Source organism: Pseudomonas sp. LBUM1656, assembly GCF_059716065.1.
The window spans coordinates 5,074,554-5,087,942 of the sequence record NZ_CP166800.1 but is presented as its reverse complement, the minus strand read 5'-3'; the positions used below and the strand labels follow the sequence as shown (position 1 = coordinate 5,087,942).

At 56.8% G+C, this 13,389-nt stretch carries 16 protein-coding genes and 1 pseudogene; 5 read left to right on the top strand and 12 right to left on the bottom strand.

The features are described from left to right. Positions 1-62 precede the first annotated feature (62 nt). Positions 63-404, top strand: coding sequence for a Grx4 family monothiol glutaredoxin (gene grxD, locus ACA072_RS23000; RefSeq protein ID WP_140668353.1), 342 nt, complete (start codon positions 63-65; stop codon positions 402-404). Positions 405-590: 186 nt separating this feature from the next. On the opposite strand, the gene bfr is transcribed toward grxD, so the two are convergent. Together bfr and ACA072_RS22990 are read right to left on the bottom strand one after the other, a co-directional pair. Then, on the bottom strand, positions 591-1,067 hold the full coding sequence (gene bfr, locus ACA072_RS22995) for a bacterioferritin (RefSeq protein WP_461976357.1): 477 nt from the start codon (positions 1,065-1,067) through the stop codon (positions 591-593). A 199-nt stretch (positions 1,068-1,266) separates the two neighbouring features. After that, the gene (locus ACA072_RS22990; RefSeq protein WP_033057470.1) at positions 1,267-1,485 is read right to left on the bottom strand and encodes a bacterioferritin-associated ferredoxin; all 219 of its coding nucleotides are present in this window, start codon (positions 1,483-1,485) and stop codon (positions 1,267-1,269) included. 313 nt (positions 1,486-1,798) lie between these two features. On the opposite strand from ACA072_RS22990, the gene ACA072_RS22985 reads away from it, so the two are divergent. Next, positions 1,799-2,401: a peroxiredoxin gene (locus tag ACA072_RS22985; RefSeq protein WP_064679479.1), complete on the top strand. Its 603-nt coding sequence runs from the start codon at positions 1,799-1,801 to the stop codon at positions 2,399-2,401. A 159-nt stretch (positions 2,402-2,560) separates the two neighbouring features. Here ACA072_RS22985 and rnt read toward each other — a convergent pair whose 3' ends face one another. Together rnt and pyrC are read right to left on the bottom strand one after the other, a co-directional pair. After that, on the bottom strand, positions 2,561-3,238 hold the full coding sequence (rnt, locus tag ACA072_RS22980) for a ribonuclease T (protein ID WP_064679478.1): 678 nt from the start codon (positions 3,236-3,238) through the stop codon (positions 2,561-2,563). Further along, positions 3,235-4,281 carry a dihydroorotase gene (gene pyrC, locus ACA072_RS22975; protein ID WP_497620797.1) on the bottom strand — a complete coding sequence of 349 codons (1,047 nt, stop codon included), beginning with the start codon at positions 4,279-4,281 and terminating at the stop codon, positions 3,235-3,237. The genes rnt and pyrC overlap by 4 nt, the downstream gene beginning before the upstream one ends. A 157-nt stretch (positions 4,282-4,438) precedes the next feature. Between pyrC and ACA072_RS22970 the strand changes: the two genes are divergently transcribed. Next, on the top strand, positions 4,439-5,347 hold the full coding sequence (locus ACA072_RS22970; RefSeq protein WP_497620795.1) for a flagellar protein MotY: 909 nt from the start codon (positions 4,439-4,441) through the stop codon (positions 5,345-5,347). Between the two features lie 129 nt (positions 5,348-5,476). Then, positions 5,477-6,694, top strand: coding sequence for an argininosuccinate synthase (locus ACA072_RS22965; protein WP_007898502.1), 1,218 nt, complete (start codon positions 5,477-5,479; stop codon positions 6,692-6,694). A gap of 184 nt (positions 6,695-6,878) precedes the next feature. Here ACA072_RS22965 and ACA072_RS22960 read toward each other — a convergent pair whose 3' ends face one another. After that, positions 6,879-7,448, bottom strand: coding sequence for a hypothetical protein (locus ACA072_RS22960; protein ID WP_497620792.1), 570 nt, complete (start codon positions 7,446-7,448; stop codon positions 6,879-6,881). A gap of 598 nt (positions 7,449-8,046) precedes the next feature. Here ACA072_RS22960 and ACA072_RS22955 point away from each other — a divergent pair. Next, positions 8,047-8,673, top strand: coding sequence for a response regulator transcription factor (locus ACA072_RS22955; protein ID WP_007943575.1), 627 nt, complete (start codon positions 8,047-8,049; stop codon positions 8,671-8,673). A gap of 64 nt (positions 8,674-8,737) precedes the next feature. Here the strand turns inward: ACA072_RS22955 and ACA072_RS22950 are convergent, their stop codons facing one another. From ACA072_RS22950 to ACA072_RS22920, 7 genes and pseudogenes are all read right to left on the bottom strand, one after another. Then, entirely contained in the window at positions 8,738-8,917 is a 180-nt protein-coding gene (locus ACA072_RS22950; protein ID WP_007898493.1) for a PA3496 family putative envelope integrity protein, read from the bottom strand. A 107-nt stretch (positions 8,918-9,024) separates the two neighbouring features. Next, positions 9,025-9,663 carry an endonuclease III gene (gene nth, locus ACA072_RS22945; protein ID WP_461976347.1) on the bottom strand — a complete coding sequence of 213 codons (639 nt, stop codon included), beginning with the start codon at positions 9,661-9,663 and terminating at the stop codon, positions 9,025-9,027. A 25-nt stretch (positions 9,664-9,688) separates the two neighbouring features. After that, the gene (locus ACA072_RS22940; RefSeq protein ID WP_497620790.1) at positions 9,689-10,198 is read right to left on the bottom strand and encodes an Rnf-Nqr domain containing protein; all 510 of its coding nucleotides are present in this window, start codon (positions 10,196-10,198) and stop codon (positions 9,689-9,691) included. Next, positions 10,191-10,802, bottom strand: coding sequence for an RnfABCDGE type electron transport complex subunit G (locus ACA072_RS22935; protein WP_497620789.1), 612 nt, complete (start codon positions 10,800-10,802; stop codon positions 10,191-10,193). The genes ACA072_RS22940 and ACA072_RS22935 overlap by 8 nt, the downstream gene beginning before the upstream one ends. Beyond that, positions 10,799-11,782, bottom strand: coding sequence for an RnfABCDGE type electron transport complex subunit D (locus tag ACA072_RS22930; protein WP_497620788.1), 984 nt, complete (start codon positions 11,780-11,782; stop codon positions 10,799-10,801). The genes ACA072_RS22935 and ACA072_RS22930 overlap by 4 nt, the downstream gene beginning before the upstream one ends. A 601-nt stretch (positions 11,783-12,383) precedes the next feature. Beyond that, positions 12,384-12,758 (bottom strand): annotated as a pseudogene (gene rsxB, locus ACA072_RS22925) (electron transport complex subunit RsxB); the annotation flags it as partial. Positions 12,759-12,775: 17 nt separating this feature from the next. Beyond that, positions 12,776-13,345, bottom strand: coding sequence for an electron transport complex protein RnfA (locus ACA072_RS22920; RefSeq protein ID WP_497620787.1), 570 nt, complete (start codon positions 13,343-13,345; stop codon positions 12,776-12,778). Positions 13,346-13,389: the final 44 nt, after the last annotated feature.

The window sequence follows — 13,389 nt, the reverse complement described above, 5'->3', positions numbered from 1 at the left end:
GTTTCCGTTACAATGCGCCACCGTGCCGACCCTTGAGTCGGAAAGTTCAGCCGAGGTGCTCCATGGATATCATCGAAACGATTAAAGAGCAGATTGCTAACAACACCATTCTGCTTTACATGAAAGGTTCGCCGAATGCCCCGCAGTGTGGCTTCTCCGCGAAAGCTGCGCAGGCCGTGATGGCATGTGGTGAAAAGTTTGCGTACGTGGACATCCTGCAGAACCCGGAAATCCGCGCCAACCTGCCAAAATACGCCAACTGGCCAACCTTCCCGCAATTGTGGGTCGGTGGTGAGCTGGTCGGCGGTAGCGACATCATGACCGAGATGGCTGCTGACGGTTCGTTGCAGACCACGATCAAGACGGCTGTTGAAGCGGCTGCTGCCAACAAGACCGAAGCCTGATCCACCCTGTAGGAGCTGGCTTGCTGGCGATGAACGAACACGCGGTTAATCAGATAAACCGCGTGTTGTTGTTCGCCAGCAAGCCGGCTCCTACAGGATTGCCCTGCGAATCTCGGGCATAAAAAAGCCCTGCCTCTATAAAAGAGAGCGGGGCTTTTTATTGTCTCGAATTTAGCGGGTGCTAACTTACTCGTCTTCGCCCATCTGCGATTGCAGATAGTTCTCAAGACCGATTTTATCGATCAGGCCCAGTTGGGTTTCCAGCCAGTCGATATGTTCTTCTTCGGATTCAAGAATGTCTTCGAGCAATTCACGGCTACCGAAGTCGCCAACGGTTTCGCAATGAGCGATGGCAACCTTGAGGTCGGCATGACCGGTTTTTTCGATACGCAGGTCACACTCAAGCATTTCCTGGGTGTGTTCGCCGATCTGCAGCTTGCCCAGGTCCTGGACGTTCGGCAGGCCTTCGAGGAACAGGATGCGCTTGATCAGCTTGTCCGCGTGTTTCATCTCGTCGATGGATTCGTGGTATTCGTGCTTGCCGAGCTTGTTCAGACCCCAATCTTCGTACATGCGCGCATGCAGGAAATATTGATTGATCGCGACCAGCTCATTGGCAAGGATCTTGTTGAGATGCTGGATGACTGTAATGTCGCCTTTCATGATGGGGTCCTGCCCTGTATTAGCTGTCTATAAGGCTGAGTTTGAGCCGCACAACTAAGAGTGTCAAACCTAAGTTATTGAAACTTAAGTGAAAATTAATCGGAATAAGAATGTTTGTGTTCCGCGTCTAGAGCGTAAGCAGTTGATTTTCAGACATAAAAAAACCGGACATCAAGTCCGGTTCTTTGAAATACGGTATTTACGCTGCTGTAAATTCTACAGGATAAGGAATCGCGGCCTGTGCCGATTGCAATTTGGTCAGGGTTTCACGCACCACTTCCTTGGCAAGGCAGGCGCATTTACCGCATTGGCTGGCTACGCCAGTCGCCTGACGGACTTCTTTGTAGCTGCAGCAACCTTCATAGATTGCATCGCGGATTTGACCGTCGGTGACGCCAGTGCAGAGGCAGACATACATAAGTGAAAACCGTCGCTGGTTGTGACTCAATTGCGATGGATCTTAATGTTAACGAGAATGATTGTCAAAGTGGTTTCTGAAAGCTTTGCGTTATAAGCGCCTGTGACTGACGAACGGTTTTCATCTAGCGATCTGCCATTACCTGCCGCGACGGCCTATTTGGTGCATCGGTGAAAAACCGTTGAGGACAGCTCAAAAACGCCGTGTATGATGGTCGGTCCTTGCGAAGGGGGTCGTGTCACAGGGCTGTCGCCTGAGGGTGGCAGGCTGACGCGAACCCAGTTCTTCACGTTAATAGACCAGGAGATATTCAATGAGCGTACTCGTAGGCAAACAAGCCCCTGACTTCACCGTACCGGCCGTACTCGGCAATGGCGAAATCGTAGACAGCTTCACCCTGTCGTCGGCCATCAAAGGCAAATACGGCCTGGTGTTCTTCTACCCACTGGACTTCACCTTCGTTTGCCCGTCCGAGCTGATCGCTCTGGACAACCGCATGTCTGACTTCAAGGCACGCAACGTTGAAGTGATCGCTGTTTCGATCGACTCGCACTTCACCCACAACGCCTGGCGCAACACTCCGGTCAACAATGGTGGCATCGGCGAAGTTCGCTACACCATGGCTGCCGACCTGAAGCACGAAATCGCCAAGGCCTACGACGTTGAGTCCGAAGGCGGTGTGGCTTTCCGTGGCGCGTTCCTGATCGACGACAAAGGTGTTGTCCGCTCGCAGATCATCAACGACCTGCCGCTGGGCCGTAACATTGAAGAGCTGATCCGTCTGGTCGACGCGCTGCAATTCCACGAAGAGCACGGCGAAGTCTGCCCTGCCAACTGGAAAAAAGGCGACAAAGGCATGACCGCTTCCACCGAAGGTGTCGCGGCTTACCTGACCGAGAACGCTGCTGCGCTGTAAGGCACGTTCGAGGCATAAAAAAACCGGCCGTTGAGGCCGGTTTTTTTATGGGCGGGATAAACGCAGGTTCCTGTAGGAGCCGGCTTGCTGGCGATGAACGATGACGCGATCTTCATGTTAAACCGCGTCGCCTGCATCGCGAGCAGGCTCGCTCCCACATCAGTCGTTGAAGTCTTCCCAGCCGCCCATTTGTTTCCAGCGATTGACAATGCCGCAGAACAGCTCGGCCGTCTTCTCGGTGTCGTAGCGAGCCGAGTGCGCCTCACGACCGTCAAAGTCGATGTCCGCTGCCTGGCAAGCCTTGGCCAGTACGGTTTGACCGTAAGCCAGACCGGCGAGGGTTGCGGTATCGAAGCTGGAGAACGGATGAAACGGATTACGTTTCATGTCCAGACGCGCGACAGCGGCGTTAAGGAAGCCCAGGTCGAAGCTGCTGTTGTGCCCGACCAGAATGGCCCGTTTGCAGCCGTTGGCTTTCAGGGCCTTGCGGATGCCACGGAAGATGTCGGTCAATGCTGCTTCTTCGCTCACCGCCATCCGCAGCGGGTGATCGAGTTTGATCCCGGTGAATTCCAGCGCAGCCGCTTCAATGTTCGCACCTTCAAAAGGCTCGACACGGAAGAAATAGGTGTGATCGGGATACACAAACCCTTTTTCATCCATGGCGATAGTGGTCGCGGCGATTTCCAGCAAGGCGTCAGTGGCAGAGTTGAAACCACCGGTTTCAACGTCGACAACAACTGGCAGGTATCCACGGAAGCGCTCAGCCATCGGGTGGCGCGAACCACCTCCGCCGCCTTGACCGTCCTGTTCGTCGTCGAAATGGTCTTCACTCACGCGTGTTCCTCCAGCAGGCGCCAGCGCAGTTTTTCACCGGCGCGCAGCGGGATTACGGTCAGCTCGCCAAATGGCAGGCTGGTCGGGGCGGTCCACTCATCGCGGACCAGGGTGATGCGATCGGTGTTTACCGGCAGGCCATAGAAACGCGGGCCGTTGAGGCTGGCGAAGGCTTCGAGCTTGTCCAGCGCGTTGCGTTGTTCAAAGGCTTCAGCGTACATCTCGATCGCTGCATAGGCGGTGTAGCAACCGGCGCAGCCGCAGGCCGCTTCTTTGGCGTGCTGGGCGTGGGGCGCTGAGTCGGTGCCGAGGAAGAACTTGTCGCTGCCGCTGGTGGCGGCGTCGAGCAGGGCTTCCTGGTGGGTATTGCGCTTGAGGATCGGCAGGCAATAGAAGTGCGGCCGAATCCCGCCCACCAGCATGTGATTGCGGTTGTACAGCAGGTGATGCGCGGTGATGGTCGCGCCAACGTTGGCCGAAGCCTCGTTGACGAACTGCACGGCGTCGGCGGTGGTGATGTGTTCGAACACCACTTTGAGCGTCGGGAAACGCTCGACCACACGACGCATGTGCTCATCGATGAAGAGTTTTTCGCGGTCGAACACATCGACATCGCCACGGGTGACTTCACCGTGAATCAGCAAGGGCATCCCGACGTCGGCCATGGCCTCAAGTGCAGGGAAAATCTTGTCGATACTGGTGACACCCGAATCCGAGTTGGTGGTCGCACCAGCCGGGTAAAGCTTGGCGGCGTAGACGAAACCGCTGGCCTTGGCCTCGCGAATTTCCTCGGGCTGGGTACGGTCGGTCAGGTACAGCACCATCAACGGTTCGAAACGACTGCCGGCCGGGCGCGCAGCGAGAATCCGCTGGCGATAGCCGTCGGCTTCAGCGGCGTTACGCACCGGAGGTACCAGGTTGGGCATGATGATGGCGCGACCAAAGGTGCGCGCGACATCCGCAACGGTATTGGTCAACACAGCACCATCGCGAAGATGAATATGCCAGTCGTCGGGACGCAGCAGGGTCAGGCGGTCGGACATGAGGGGATTCCAGGCGGGTCAAACTCTGGGGAATGCTACCGGAAAAGACTCTCTCAGGCACTCGCTATCAAGTTTTGGAGGAAGCTTCCGATATCCAACAGGTATGCCGTAAATATGTGTATCGGTCTTTTTGTTGTAGAAGCCAGTGGAGCCTCCCGTGCGCCAGCGTTATTTAGCCTTGCTCAGTGTGTTTGCCAGCCTCCCTGCGATGGCGCTCACTTTCCAGACGCGTCTGGAGAGCATCGAGTGGACGGTCGAAGGTGACAAATTCGAATGCCGCCTGACTCAACCGATCACCGATTTCGGTTCGGGTGAGTTCGTGCGCCGTGCGGGCGAGCAGGCGACGTTCCGTCTCAAAGCCTACAACGCAATGATCGGCGGCGGTTCCGCGACCCTGCTGGCGGCCGCTGCGCCGTGGCAGCCGGGACGTGGCGACATCAACCTGGGCTCGGTGAGAATCGGCAGTGGCAACGTATTGTTCAACAGTTCGCAAGTTCAGGCCGGGCGCCTGATCAGCGGGCTGATGGACGGCCGCAGCCCAGTCATACGGCACTCCTCTGGTGACGGTCGCGTGTCGGAAGTGCGTCTGTTGCCGGTCAAGTTCAACAAGGCTTTCAACGATTATCAGAGTTGCGTCGCGAAACTGCTGCCGAAGAATTTCGAGCAGGTCAAACAGTCCGAGATCGGCTTCCCGGGTGAAGGTGTGGATCTCGATCCACAAGCCAAGGCGCAGTTGCAGGTGATGCTGGAGTTCATGAAGGCGGATCCGACGGTCAATCACATCGAACTCGACGGGCACTCCGACAACAGCGGCAATCGCCTGACCAACCGCGAACTGTCACGCCGCCGGGCCTTGGCGGTGATGGACTATTTCAAGGCCGCCGGCATCCAGGAATCGCAGATCACTATGCGCTTCCACGGTGAGCGCTATCCTGTGGCGCCGAACACCAATGCCAGCAACCGCGCGAAGAATCGCCGGGTCGCCGTGCGCCTGGAGCGGGTGGCACCGACCGAGAAAGTCGCGCCTCAAACCACCACACAGGGAAGCGCTCCGGCGACTTCCTGAACCCGCTGAAATCGTCGCGCGTTCGACAGAATCTGTCGCTTCGTCGTCATAAGCTGTCGCGCCTCTGTAAATTATTGCGTATGACCGGTAGACTTCACGGCTTTCCGTAGAACCCCGTGGAGTGATGGCATGGCGGACGTAAACAAGGTCGTTCTGGCGTATTCCGGCGGCCTGGACACTTCGGTGATCCTCAAGTGGCTGCAGGATACTTATAACTGTGAAGTGGTGACCTTTACCGCTGACCTGGGTCAGGGCGAAGAGGTCGAACCTGCACGCGCCAAGGCTCAGGCCATGGGCGTGAAAGAGATCTACATCGACGATCTGCGCGAAGAATTCGTGCGAGATTTCGTTTTCCCGATGTTCCGCGCCAACACCGTTTACGAAGGCGAGTACCTGCTGGGTACTTCCATCGCTCGTCCGTTGATCGCCAAACGCCTGATCGAAATCGCCAACGAAACCGGCGCTGACGCCATTTCCCACGGCGCCACCGGTAAAGGCAACGACCAGGTTCGTTTCGAACTGGGCGCCTACGCACTCAAGCCAGGCGTGAAAGTGATCGCCCCTTGGCGCGAGTGGGACCTGCTCTCCCGTGAAAAGCTGATGGATTATGCTGAAAAGCACAACATCCCGATCGAGCGCCACGGCAAGAAAAAATCCCCGTACTCGATGGATGCCAACCTGCTGCACATCTCCTATGAAGGCGGCGTGCTGGAAGACACCTGGACCGAGCACGAAGAAGACATGTGGAAATGGACCGTCTCCCCGGAGAAGGCTCCAGACAAGGCGCAGTACCTGGAACTGACCTACCGCAACGGCGACATCGTGGCACTGGACGGCGTCGAAATGACCCCGGCCACCGTGCTGGCTACACTGAACCGTATCGGTGGCGAACACGGTATCGGCCGTCTCGACATCGTCGAGAACCGTTACGTGGGCATGAAGTCCCGTGGCTGCTACGAAACCCCTGGCGGCACCATCATGCTGCGCGCTCACCGTGCGATCGAATCGATCACCCTGGACCGTGAAGTGGCTCACCTCAAAGACGAGCTGATGCCTAAATACGCCAGCCTGATCTACACCGGTTACTGGTGGAGCCCTGAGCGTCTGATGCTGCAACAGATGATCGATGCGTCCCAGGCCCACGTGAACGGCGTTGTGCGCCTGAAGTTGTACAAGGGCAACGTAATCGTCACCGGTCGCAAGTCCGACGAATCGTTGTTCGATGCCAACATCGCGACCTTCGAAGAAGATGGCGGCGCCTACAACCAGGCCGACGCGGCGGGCTTTATCAAGCTCAACGCCTTGCGCATGCGCATTGCTGCAAACAAAGGCCGGAAGCTCTTCTGAGACCTGTGATGCCGCAACGACGGTAATGGAAATGTGGCCTTGTCGGTGACAAGGCCACACATCTGAAAGAGGGAATATTCCTGCGAGGCATTCTGTTTCAGCTTTCTTGTTGTTGTTACCAATACGATGTCGTTTGCTTTTGCTCTCCGATCGTCCCTCGAGTGCTGTCTTCTGCTATCGCTTCTCAAGCCATAGTCGTCATGCCGTGTGAGCTCAAATTGTAAGCAACCCAGAACGCAGCGCCGTGGCGTTTCTTTGTCTGTTTCGAATGCTTGTGCGCGCCTTCCTTCAGCCATGCCTCTGAGTCGGTACACGTGAGAAACACGATCACGCGTGCAGGGTTTTCCTGTGGGTGCTGGACCTTCTCCATCAAGGTGTTGAAATCCATTTTGCTGCTCATCCATCGTGCATCGACGATGTGCAGATCCTTCAGCGACACCGTTGAGCGTACGTGATGCTCAATCAAATGCTCTGGTGTGTTGCCTTGCGAGTGTTCTGCATCGGTCATGACCTTTATAAAATGCTTTCCTTTCTCAAAATCAGAGGGCGCGTAAAGCGATCGATAGTTGAAGTTGAGTGTGGCGAAGAACAGGAAGAGCAAATAAAAGGGAAAACTTATAAGGAACCAGATATAGATCTCTCGTTCCTCATTGTCGAGAAAGGGAAGAGAAATAGCAGCCGAAGTTTCAGACAGCGTCGCAAATATCGCAATGATTGTCATGGGGTTGGAGATTCTTGTTTTGAATTTTATCATGTTGTTTGCTCATGAAAGATTGTCTTTTCTCGATTGGTTCATGGAGAGATTCCGGGGGTTGGTAAGTTAGGGTGTTACAGAGAACGGTGTCTAAGTTTGGTAGTATCCTTTTAGTGTGTTTGTTGGTGATTTCATAGTAGCTGTATTGTTCGCAAATTGGGCGATTTTGTGGGTGTTGTTTTAATAGGTATGAGGTTGATTTCTGTTTCTGAAGTATTGCTTTGTGTGAAATTTGTTGTGATTGGTTTGGGTGGTAATTCAGGGTTCTAACATGTCTCATGTCAAAGGTGGGTTGAAAATATCGGTTACTTTTTAAGCGTAGCTCAATCGTCAGCGCTTGACGGATCCCTCGGTCAGCCTCTGGTTTCTTTGATTTCATGATGTAAATCGATACAAAACCAGTTTTAAAAGCATTGCGGTAACTGGACGGTAAAATTTAAGACACACAGTAATCGTCTGATTTTTGTAAGACATATCCTGCTTGTTTGTAGGGAATGTCTCTCGCTGCGGGTGGCCGAGGGGGGCGGCATGCCATGGATGAAACGACTAGGCTATTGTGCGGGCTCTAAAAATTCGAACAGCGAAATTGGACTTGCCCATGAATAAAGTGCTGATCGTGGATGATCACCCCGTCATTCGTCTTGCGGTACGTATGCTGATGGAGCGTCATGGCTACGAAGTCATTGCAGAAACAGATAACGGTGTGGATGCGTTACAACTTGCCCGCGAACTTATGCCGGATATTGTCATTCTGGATATAGGAATACCGAAGCTGGACGGGCTGGAAGTTATCGCGCGCCTGACCTCGACGGCAATGCCTCTTAAAGTGCTGATACTGACGTCTCAGGCGCCCGGGCATTTTTCCATGCGTTGCATGCAGTCGGGTGCCGCCGGATATGTTTGCAAACAGCAGGATCTCACTGAATTGCTCAGTGCGATAAAAGCCGTGCTGTCTGGCTACAGCTACTTTCCCAATCAGGCGCTGCATACCGTTCGCTCCAGTCTCGGGAATGCCAGTGAAGCGGACATGGTGGATCGTTTGTCCGGGCGCGAAATGATGGTGTTACAACAATTGGCCCGAGGAAAGACAAACAAGGAGATCGCCGATGGAATGTTCCTCAGCAATAAAACGGTAAGTACTTACAAGACTCGCCTGTTGTTGAAGCTCAATGCCCGGTCCCTGGTCGACCTGATTGAGCTGGCTCAGCGCAATGGACTGGTATGAGTGCACTGGCGATTGAGGGATTGGCACTTAGTAAAAAGCCTCCGTTTCGGGAGGCTTTTAGGTGTCACAGGTCAAAATCGTAATCGGCCAATTGCTTTTGCAGTCGGCGCTCCTCCAGCAGATTGTCGATGGTGCGGCGTTTGCTCAGGTTGGTCTTCGCCACTTCAACCACCGGTTCAGCGTCATCGGCCTCAACGGGTGTGAAGTCGTCTTCTACGTCCAATTGCTCTTTGCCAGTGCTCATAAGGTTAACTCCAGGCTAAGACTGCCTTTGGCGCTCCTTATATCGACAAACTCCCGGCGGGTAAAAAAGATTTTTTCAATCGATGGATCAATAAATCTAATAGCGCCTCAATCGTCCGAGGTCTTTTGCTTGTATTCGCACAGGTCTTCGATCCGGCAGCTCCCGCAACGAGGCTTGCGCGCCAGACAAACGTAGCGCCCATGCAGGATCAGCCAATGGTGGGAATCGAGCAGGTATTGCCTGGGGACAAACTTCATCAGCTTCATCTCCACCTCGACCACGTTCTTGCCTGGAGCAATGCCCGTGCGGTTGCTGACCCGGAAAATGTGAGTGTCCACGGCCATGGTCAGTTGGCGAAAAGCGGTGTTGAGCACTACGTTGGCGGTCTTGCGGCCGACGCCGGGCAGCGCTTCCAGTTCTTCTCGGGTTTGTGGTACTTCGCCGCCATGGCGCTCTACCAGTAAGCGGCACGTTTCGATCACGTTTTTCGCTTTGCTGTTAAACAGGCCGATGGTCTTGATGTACTCCGACAACCCTTCAACGCCCAGGGCATGAATCGCCGCCGGCGTATTGGCCACCGGGTAGAGTTTGGCGGTGGCCTTGTTCACGCCGACATCCGTCGACTGGGCGGAAAGAATGACGGCAATCAGCAATTCGAACGGCGAGGAATAGGCCAGTTCGGTCTTCGGTTCCGGGTTGTCTTCGTGAAACCTGCGGAAAATTTCCAGGCGTTTTGCGGCATTCATGAACAGTGCGTTTCCTCGAAATAGGTCAGTGTGAGGGAGTCGGGCGGTGCCAGGCCTGCCAGATGGCGATCAGCAGTCCCAGGAGAATAAATCCGCCCGGGACCAGCGTGGCCAGGTGCAGGCCGCCGTTGCCGACGAACTCGCGCAGCAGGCCAAGGCCCACCATCAGCACGCCAAACAGGCCACACAGGCGCAGGCGATCAAGTCGTGGCGCCTGGAAAAAGCCGTTGTGTTCCAGCACCAGGCATTGCACGGCGATCAATCCTGCATAGATCCCCATGTGTTGATGCCATTGAAGCGACAAGACCTGCGCGGCAAGTTCTGCGCAACTGGTCAACGTGGCCGCCAGCAGGATACTGGCAAGCAATCGGGTGGACGGGATCAGCCGTGATCGCAAGGCCGCCATGCTGACGTCATAAGCATTGATCACCACGAAGAACATCAGCCACAGGCCCAGGGCCGTCAGCCAGGCGTCCGTAGCGCCGATCAGAGGCGCAAGCATCAGTGAGTTGCGCAGCGTTGCTGACTTATTCATGAGCGCTGCTCCCGATCAGCTGTTGCGGATGCTCATCGAAGTAGCGCAACGCGTCATGGACGGCGCTGATCACCGCTCTTGAAGTAATGGTCGCGCCCGCTATCTGATCGAATTGCCCCTGGTCTTTTTTCAAGGCCCAGCCCATGTCACCCGGGTCGGCTCGGGACTTGCCGGTAAATGCCTGAAGCCAGGCATTGGGCCAGTCCGCGATCTTGCCACCCAGCGCCGGGGTTTCCGACTGCTTGAGGGTTTTGACCCCCAGCAACTTGCCGTTTGCGCCGATGGCAATCAGCAGCTCGATGGAGCCCTCGTAACCTATGGCCAGGCTGCGCAGCAACACCGCGCGAGGTTGGCCGGTCTGGGTTGCCAGATAACCACCCAGCAGCGTGCTATTGGGCAGCCGGATATTTTCGAGGGCGAGCGGCTGGTCCAGTGGTTGATTGTCGTAGCTGTCCGGCGGTAGCACATCCAGCAGGTTGCGGCTGTCGATCAAGCGCTGTTGTGCGCTGATGCGCGGTTCGCTGGCGTGTTGCACGAAGTACGTCGCACTAATCCCCAGCGCGGCCAGGAGCACCAGCATTACAACACTCGTCGCCCGGTTCATGGTGCAACCTGCTCCTGCCTGGACGCGACAAACCGCTCCAGCGCCGGGACACAAAGGTTCATCAGCAGCACGGCAAACGCCACGCCGTCCGGATAACCACCCCAGGTTCGAATCAGGTAGGTCAGCAATCCCACGCCAGCACCGAACAGCAGTCGGGCGCCGGGGCTTTTCGCGCCGGACACCGGCTCGGTGGCAATAAAGAATGCCCCTATCATGGTCGCGCCGGTGAGCAGATGAAACAGCGGCGAGCCATGGGAGTCGGAGCCCGAACCGTTCCAGCACAGCAGGCTGATAACGAACAGGCTGGCGAGCATGCCGACCGGGGCGTGCCAGGTGAACACCCGCCGTTGCAGAAGGAACGCGCCACCGGCGAGAAAGGCCAGGTTGACCCATTCCACGCCGCGTCCGCCGAAATGGCCGAACGCCGGGTTACCGGCGAAGAGTTCGTCCATGGTCAGGCTTTTGTTGATCCGCAGGCTGTCCAGCGCCGTGGCCTGGACCCAGGCATCTGGCACCTGGCCGAAGCCGAAGACCTGTTGCAAGCCACCGAGCAGGTTCATGCCATGCGATGACGGCCAGAGGGTCATCTGTTGGGGAAAGGCCACCAGCACGAAGGCAAAACCGAGCATCGCCGGGTTGAACGGATTTTTGCCGACGCCGCCGTAGAGGTGTTTGCCGAGTAACGCGAATGCCGTCGCACTGACGGTCAGCCACCATGGGCAATAAGGTGGCAAGGCCAGTGCCAGTAGTGTCGCGCTGACCAAGGCGCTGCCGTCGCTCAAGGTCGGTTTGATGGCTCGCTTGCGCAGTCGCAACACCGCGGCTTCAACGGCCAATGCGCTAACGGCTGCCAGAATCAGGTTGATCAACACGCCCCAGCCATACAGCCAGAACAACACCAGCATCCCCGGCACGGTGGCCAGCAATACCAGCTTCATGGCCTGCTGAAGGCGTTCGTCCACCGACTCAAGGGGCAGCATGGGCATCCACCTGGCGCTCGGCGTCCTTCACCGCGAGTTCCAGCGCTGCCACTTGTTCAGCCGCTGCTTCGCTGGTTCGCGCTTTGTTGAGTTCGGCGCGTCGCATGGCCAGCTGGATCTTCGCCCGTTTCAGCTCGGCGTCCTTCGGTGGCGCGACCGGCGCCGGGGTGGGCGGCGCGCTGCTTTCCAGTTTCGCCAAGGCTTGCTCCGCCACTTCGAACTGCTGTTGCAGCACGATCAATTGCGATTGCTGCTCGAAGGTTGGCGGATGCCCGAAGGCCTTGAGCGACTTGTTCAGTTGCGCGCGACTCATCGCCACATCGATCTTGGCTTTTTTCAGCGCTGCATCGGCGTTGGCCGCTTTCTGCGCACGCACGCGCTCAAGCGCAGCCTGAACCGGGTCGAGTGTCGGCACTTCGTTGTGCGGCACGGCACGTTGAGCGCGTGCCTGGCGTTCGGCGAGTTTCTGCTCTTCTTCCCGACGCAAGCGGGCGTTGCGCTGTTCGAAACGACGCCGCGCATGGTTGCGTTTGGCGGTGCGCGCCCGTTGTTCCTCAAAGCTGAACGCCAAGCCACCGACAATCGGCAGCACCGTGGCCAAGGGCAGTGGCCGCATCTCGATGCAGTCCACCGGGCAGGGCGCGACACACAGGTCGCAACCGGTGCATTCGTCGACGATCACCGTGTGCATCAATTTCGCCGCGCCGACGATCGCATCCACTGGGCACGCCTGGATGCATTTGGTGCAGCCAATACACTCCGCTTCCCGAATATAGGCGATCTGCGCCGGGGCCGAACCGCGACTGACGTCCAGTTCCAGCACTGGCACTTTCAGCAAATCAGCCAGTGCGGCGATGGTTTCGCTGCCACCCGGCGGGCACTTGTTAATCGGCTCGCCGCTGGCAATGCCTTCGGCGTACGGCTTGCACCCGGGGTGGCCGCACTTGCCGCATTGGGTCTGCGGCAAGAGGGCATCGATGCGTTGAATCAGACTCATGTTTTGATCAGCCCGCTGAATCCGAGAAAAGCCACTGCGGTCAATCCGGCACCGATCAGCTTGATCGGCAGGCCACGAAAGGGCAGGGGGATATCATTTTCGATGGTGCGCTGGCGCAAGTCGCTGAACAGGCTCAGCACCAGCCAGAAACCCAGCCCGGAGCCGAGACTCAGGGCAGTGGCGTGAAAGAATCCTTTGTCGTTCTGGGCGTTGAGCAATGTCAGCCCAAGCACGCCCGCGTTGCCCAGCAGCAACGGCCAGAGGCCATCGAACGCAAGCCTGGGCAGTGACCGGGAAAGCACCTTCAGCAGCGGGCCGATCAGCAAAACGCTCAAAGGCAGGAACACGAAGAGGCGCAGTGACGTCACTTCCAGCGGCACCAGCAGCCAGTGCCAGGCCGAGTAGCTCAACGTTCCGACCATCAGCATCAGGCACGTCGTCGCAATGCCCAGGGCATGAACCTGATCGCGCTCGCTGCCCAGCAGCGGATCGGCGCCCAGCGGCCAGTGCAACACGAGGTTGTTGATCAGGGCAGCGCTGATAAGCGTAAGCAGAATCTCGGTCATGATCGTGCCGGTTGAAATAGGGCTTTTTAACGCAGCGGTCTAAA

What these genes read in the sequence shown, in the direction of transcription:
- grxD (WP_140668353.1), top strand. Translation starts at nt 63, where the DNA reads ATGGATATCATCGAAACGATTAAAGAGCAGATTGCTAACAACACCATT.
- bfr (WP_461976357.1), bottom strand. Translation starts at nt 1,067, where the DNA reads ATGAAAGGCGACATTACAGTCATCCAGCATCTCAACAAGATCCTTGCC.
- ACA072_RS22990 (WP_033057470.1), bottom strand. Translation starts at nt 1,485, where the DNA reads ATGTATGTCTGCCTCTGCACTGGCGTCACCGACGGTCAAATCCGCGAT.
- ACA072_RS22985 (WP_064679479.1), top strand. Translation starts at nt 1,799, where the DNA reads ATGAGCGTACTCGTAGGCAAACAAGCCCCTGACTTCACCGTACCGGCC.
- pyrC (WP_497620797.1), bottom strand. Translation starts at nt 4,281, where the DNA reads ATGTCCGACCGCCTGACCCTGCTGCGTCCCGACGACTGGCATATTCAT.
- ACA072_RS22965 (WP_007898502.1), top strand. Translation starts at nt 5,477, where the DNA reads ATGGCGGACGTAAACAAGGTCGTTCTGGCGTATTCCGGCGGCCTGGAC.
- ACA072_RS22960 (WP_497620792.1), bottom strand. Translation starts at nt 7,448, where the DNA reads ATGATAAAATTCAAAACAAGAATCTCCAACCCCATGACAATCATTGCG.
- ACA072_RS22955 (WP_007943575.1), top strand. Translation starts at nt 8,047, where the DNA reads ATGAATAAAGTGCTGATCGTGGATGATCACCCCGTCATTCGTCTTGCG.
- ACA072_RS22950 (WP_007898493.1), bottom strand. Translation starts at nt 8,917, where the DNA reads ATGAGCACTGGCAAAGAGCAATTGGACGTAGAAGACGACTTCACACCC.
- nth (WP_461976347.1), bottom strand. Translation starts at nt 9,663, where the DNA reads ATGAATGCCGCAAAACGCCTGGAAATTTTCCGCAGGTTTCACGAAGAC.
- ACA072_RS22940 (WP_497620790.1), bottom strand. Translation starts at nt 10,198, where the DNA reads ATGAATAAGTCAGCAACGCTGCGCAACTCACTGATGCTTGCGCCTCTG.
- ACA072_RS22935 (WP_497620789.1), bottom strand. Translation starts at nt 10,802, where the DNA reads ATGAACCGGGCGACGAGTGTTGTAATGCTGGTGCTCCTGGCCGCGCTG.
- ACA072_RS22930 (WP_497620788.1), bottom strand. Translation starts at nt 11,782, where the DNA reads ATGCTGCCCCTTGAGTCGGTGGACGAACGCCTTCAGCAGGCCATGAAG.
- ACA072_RS22920 (WP_497620787.1), bottom strand. Translation starts at nt 13,345, where the DNA reads ATGACCGAGATTCTGCTTACGCTTATCAGCGCTGCCCTGATCAACAAC.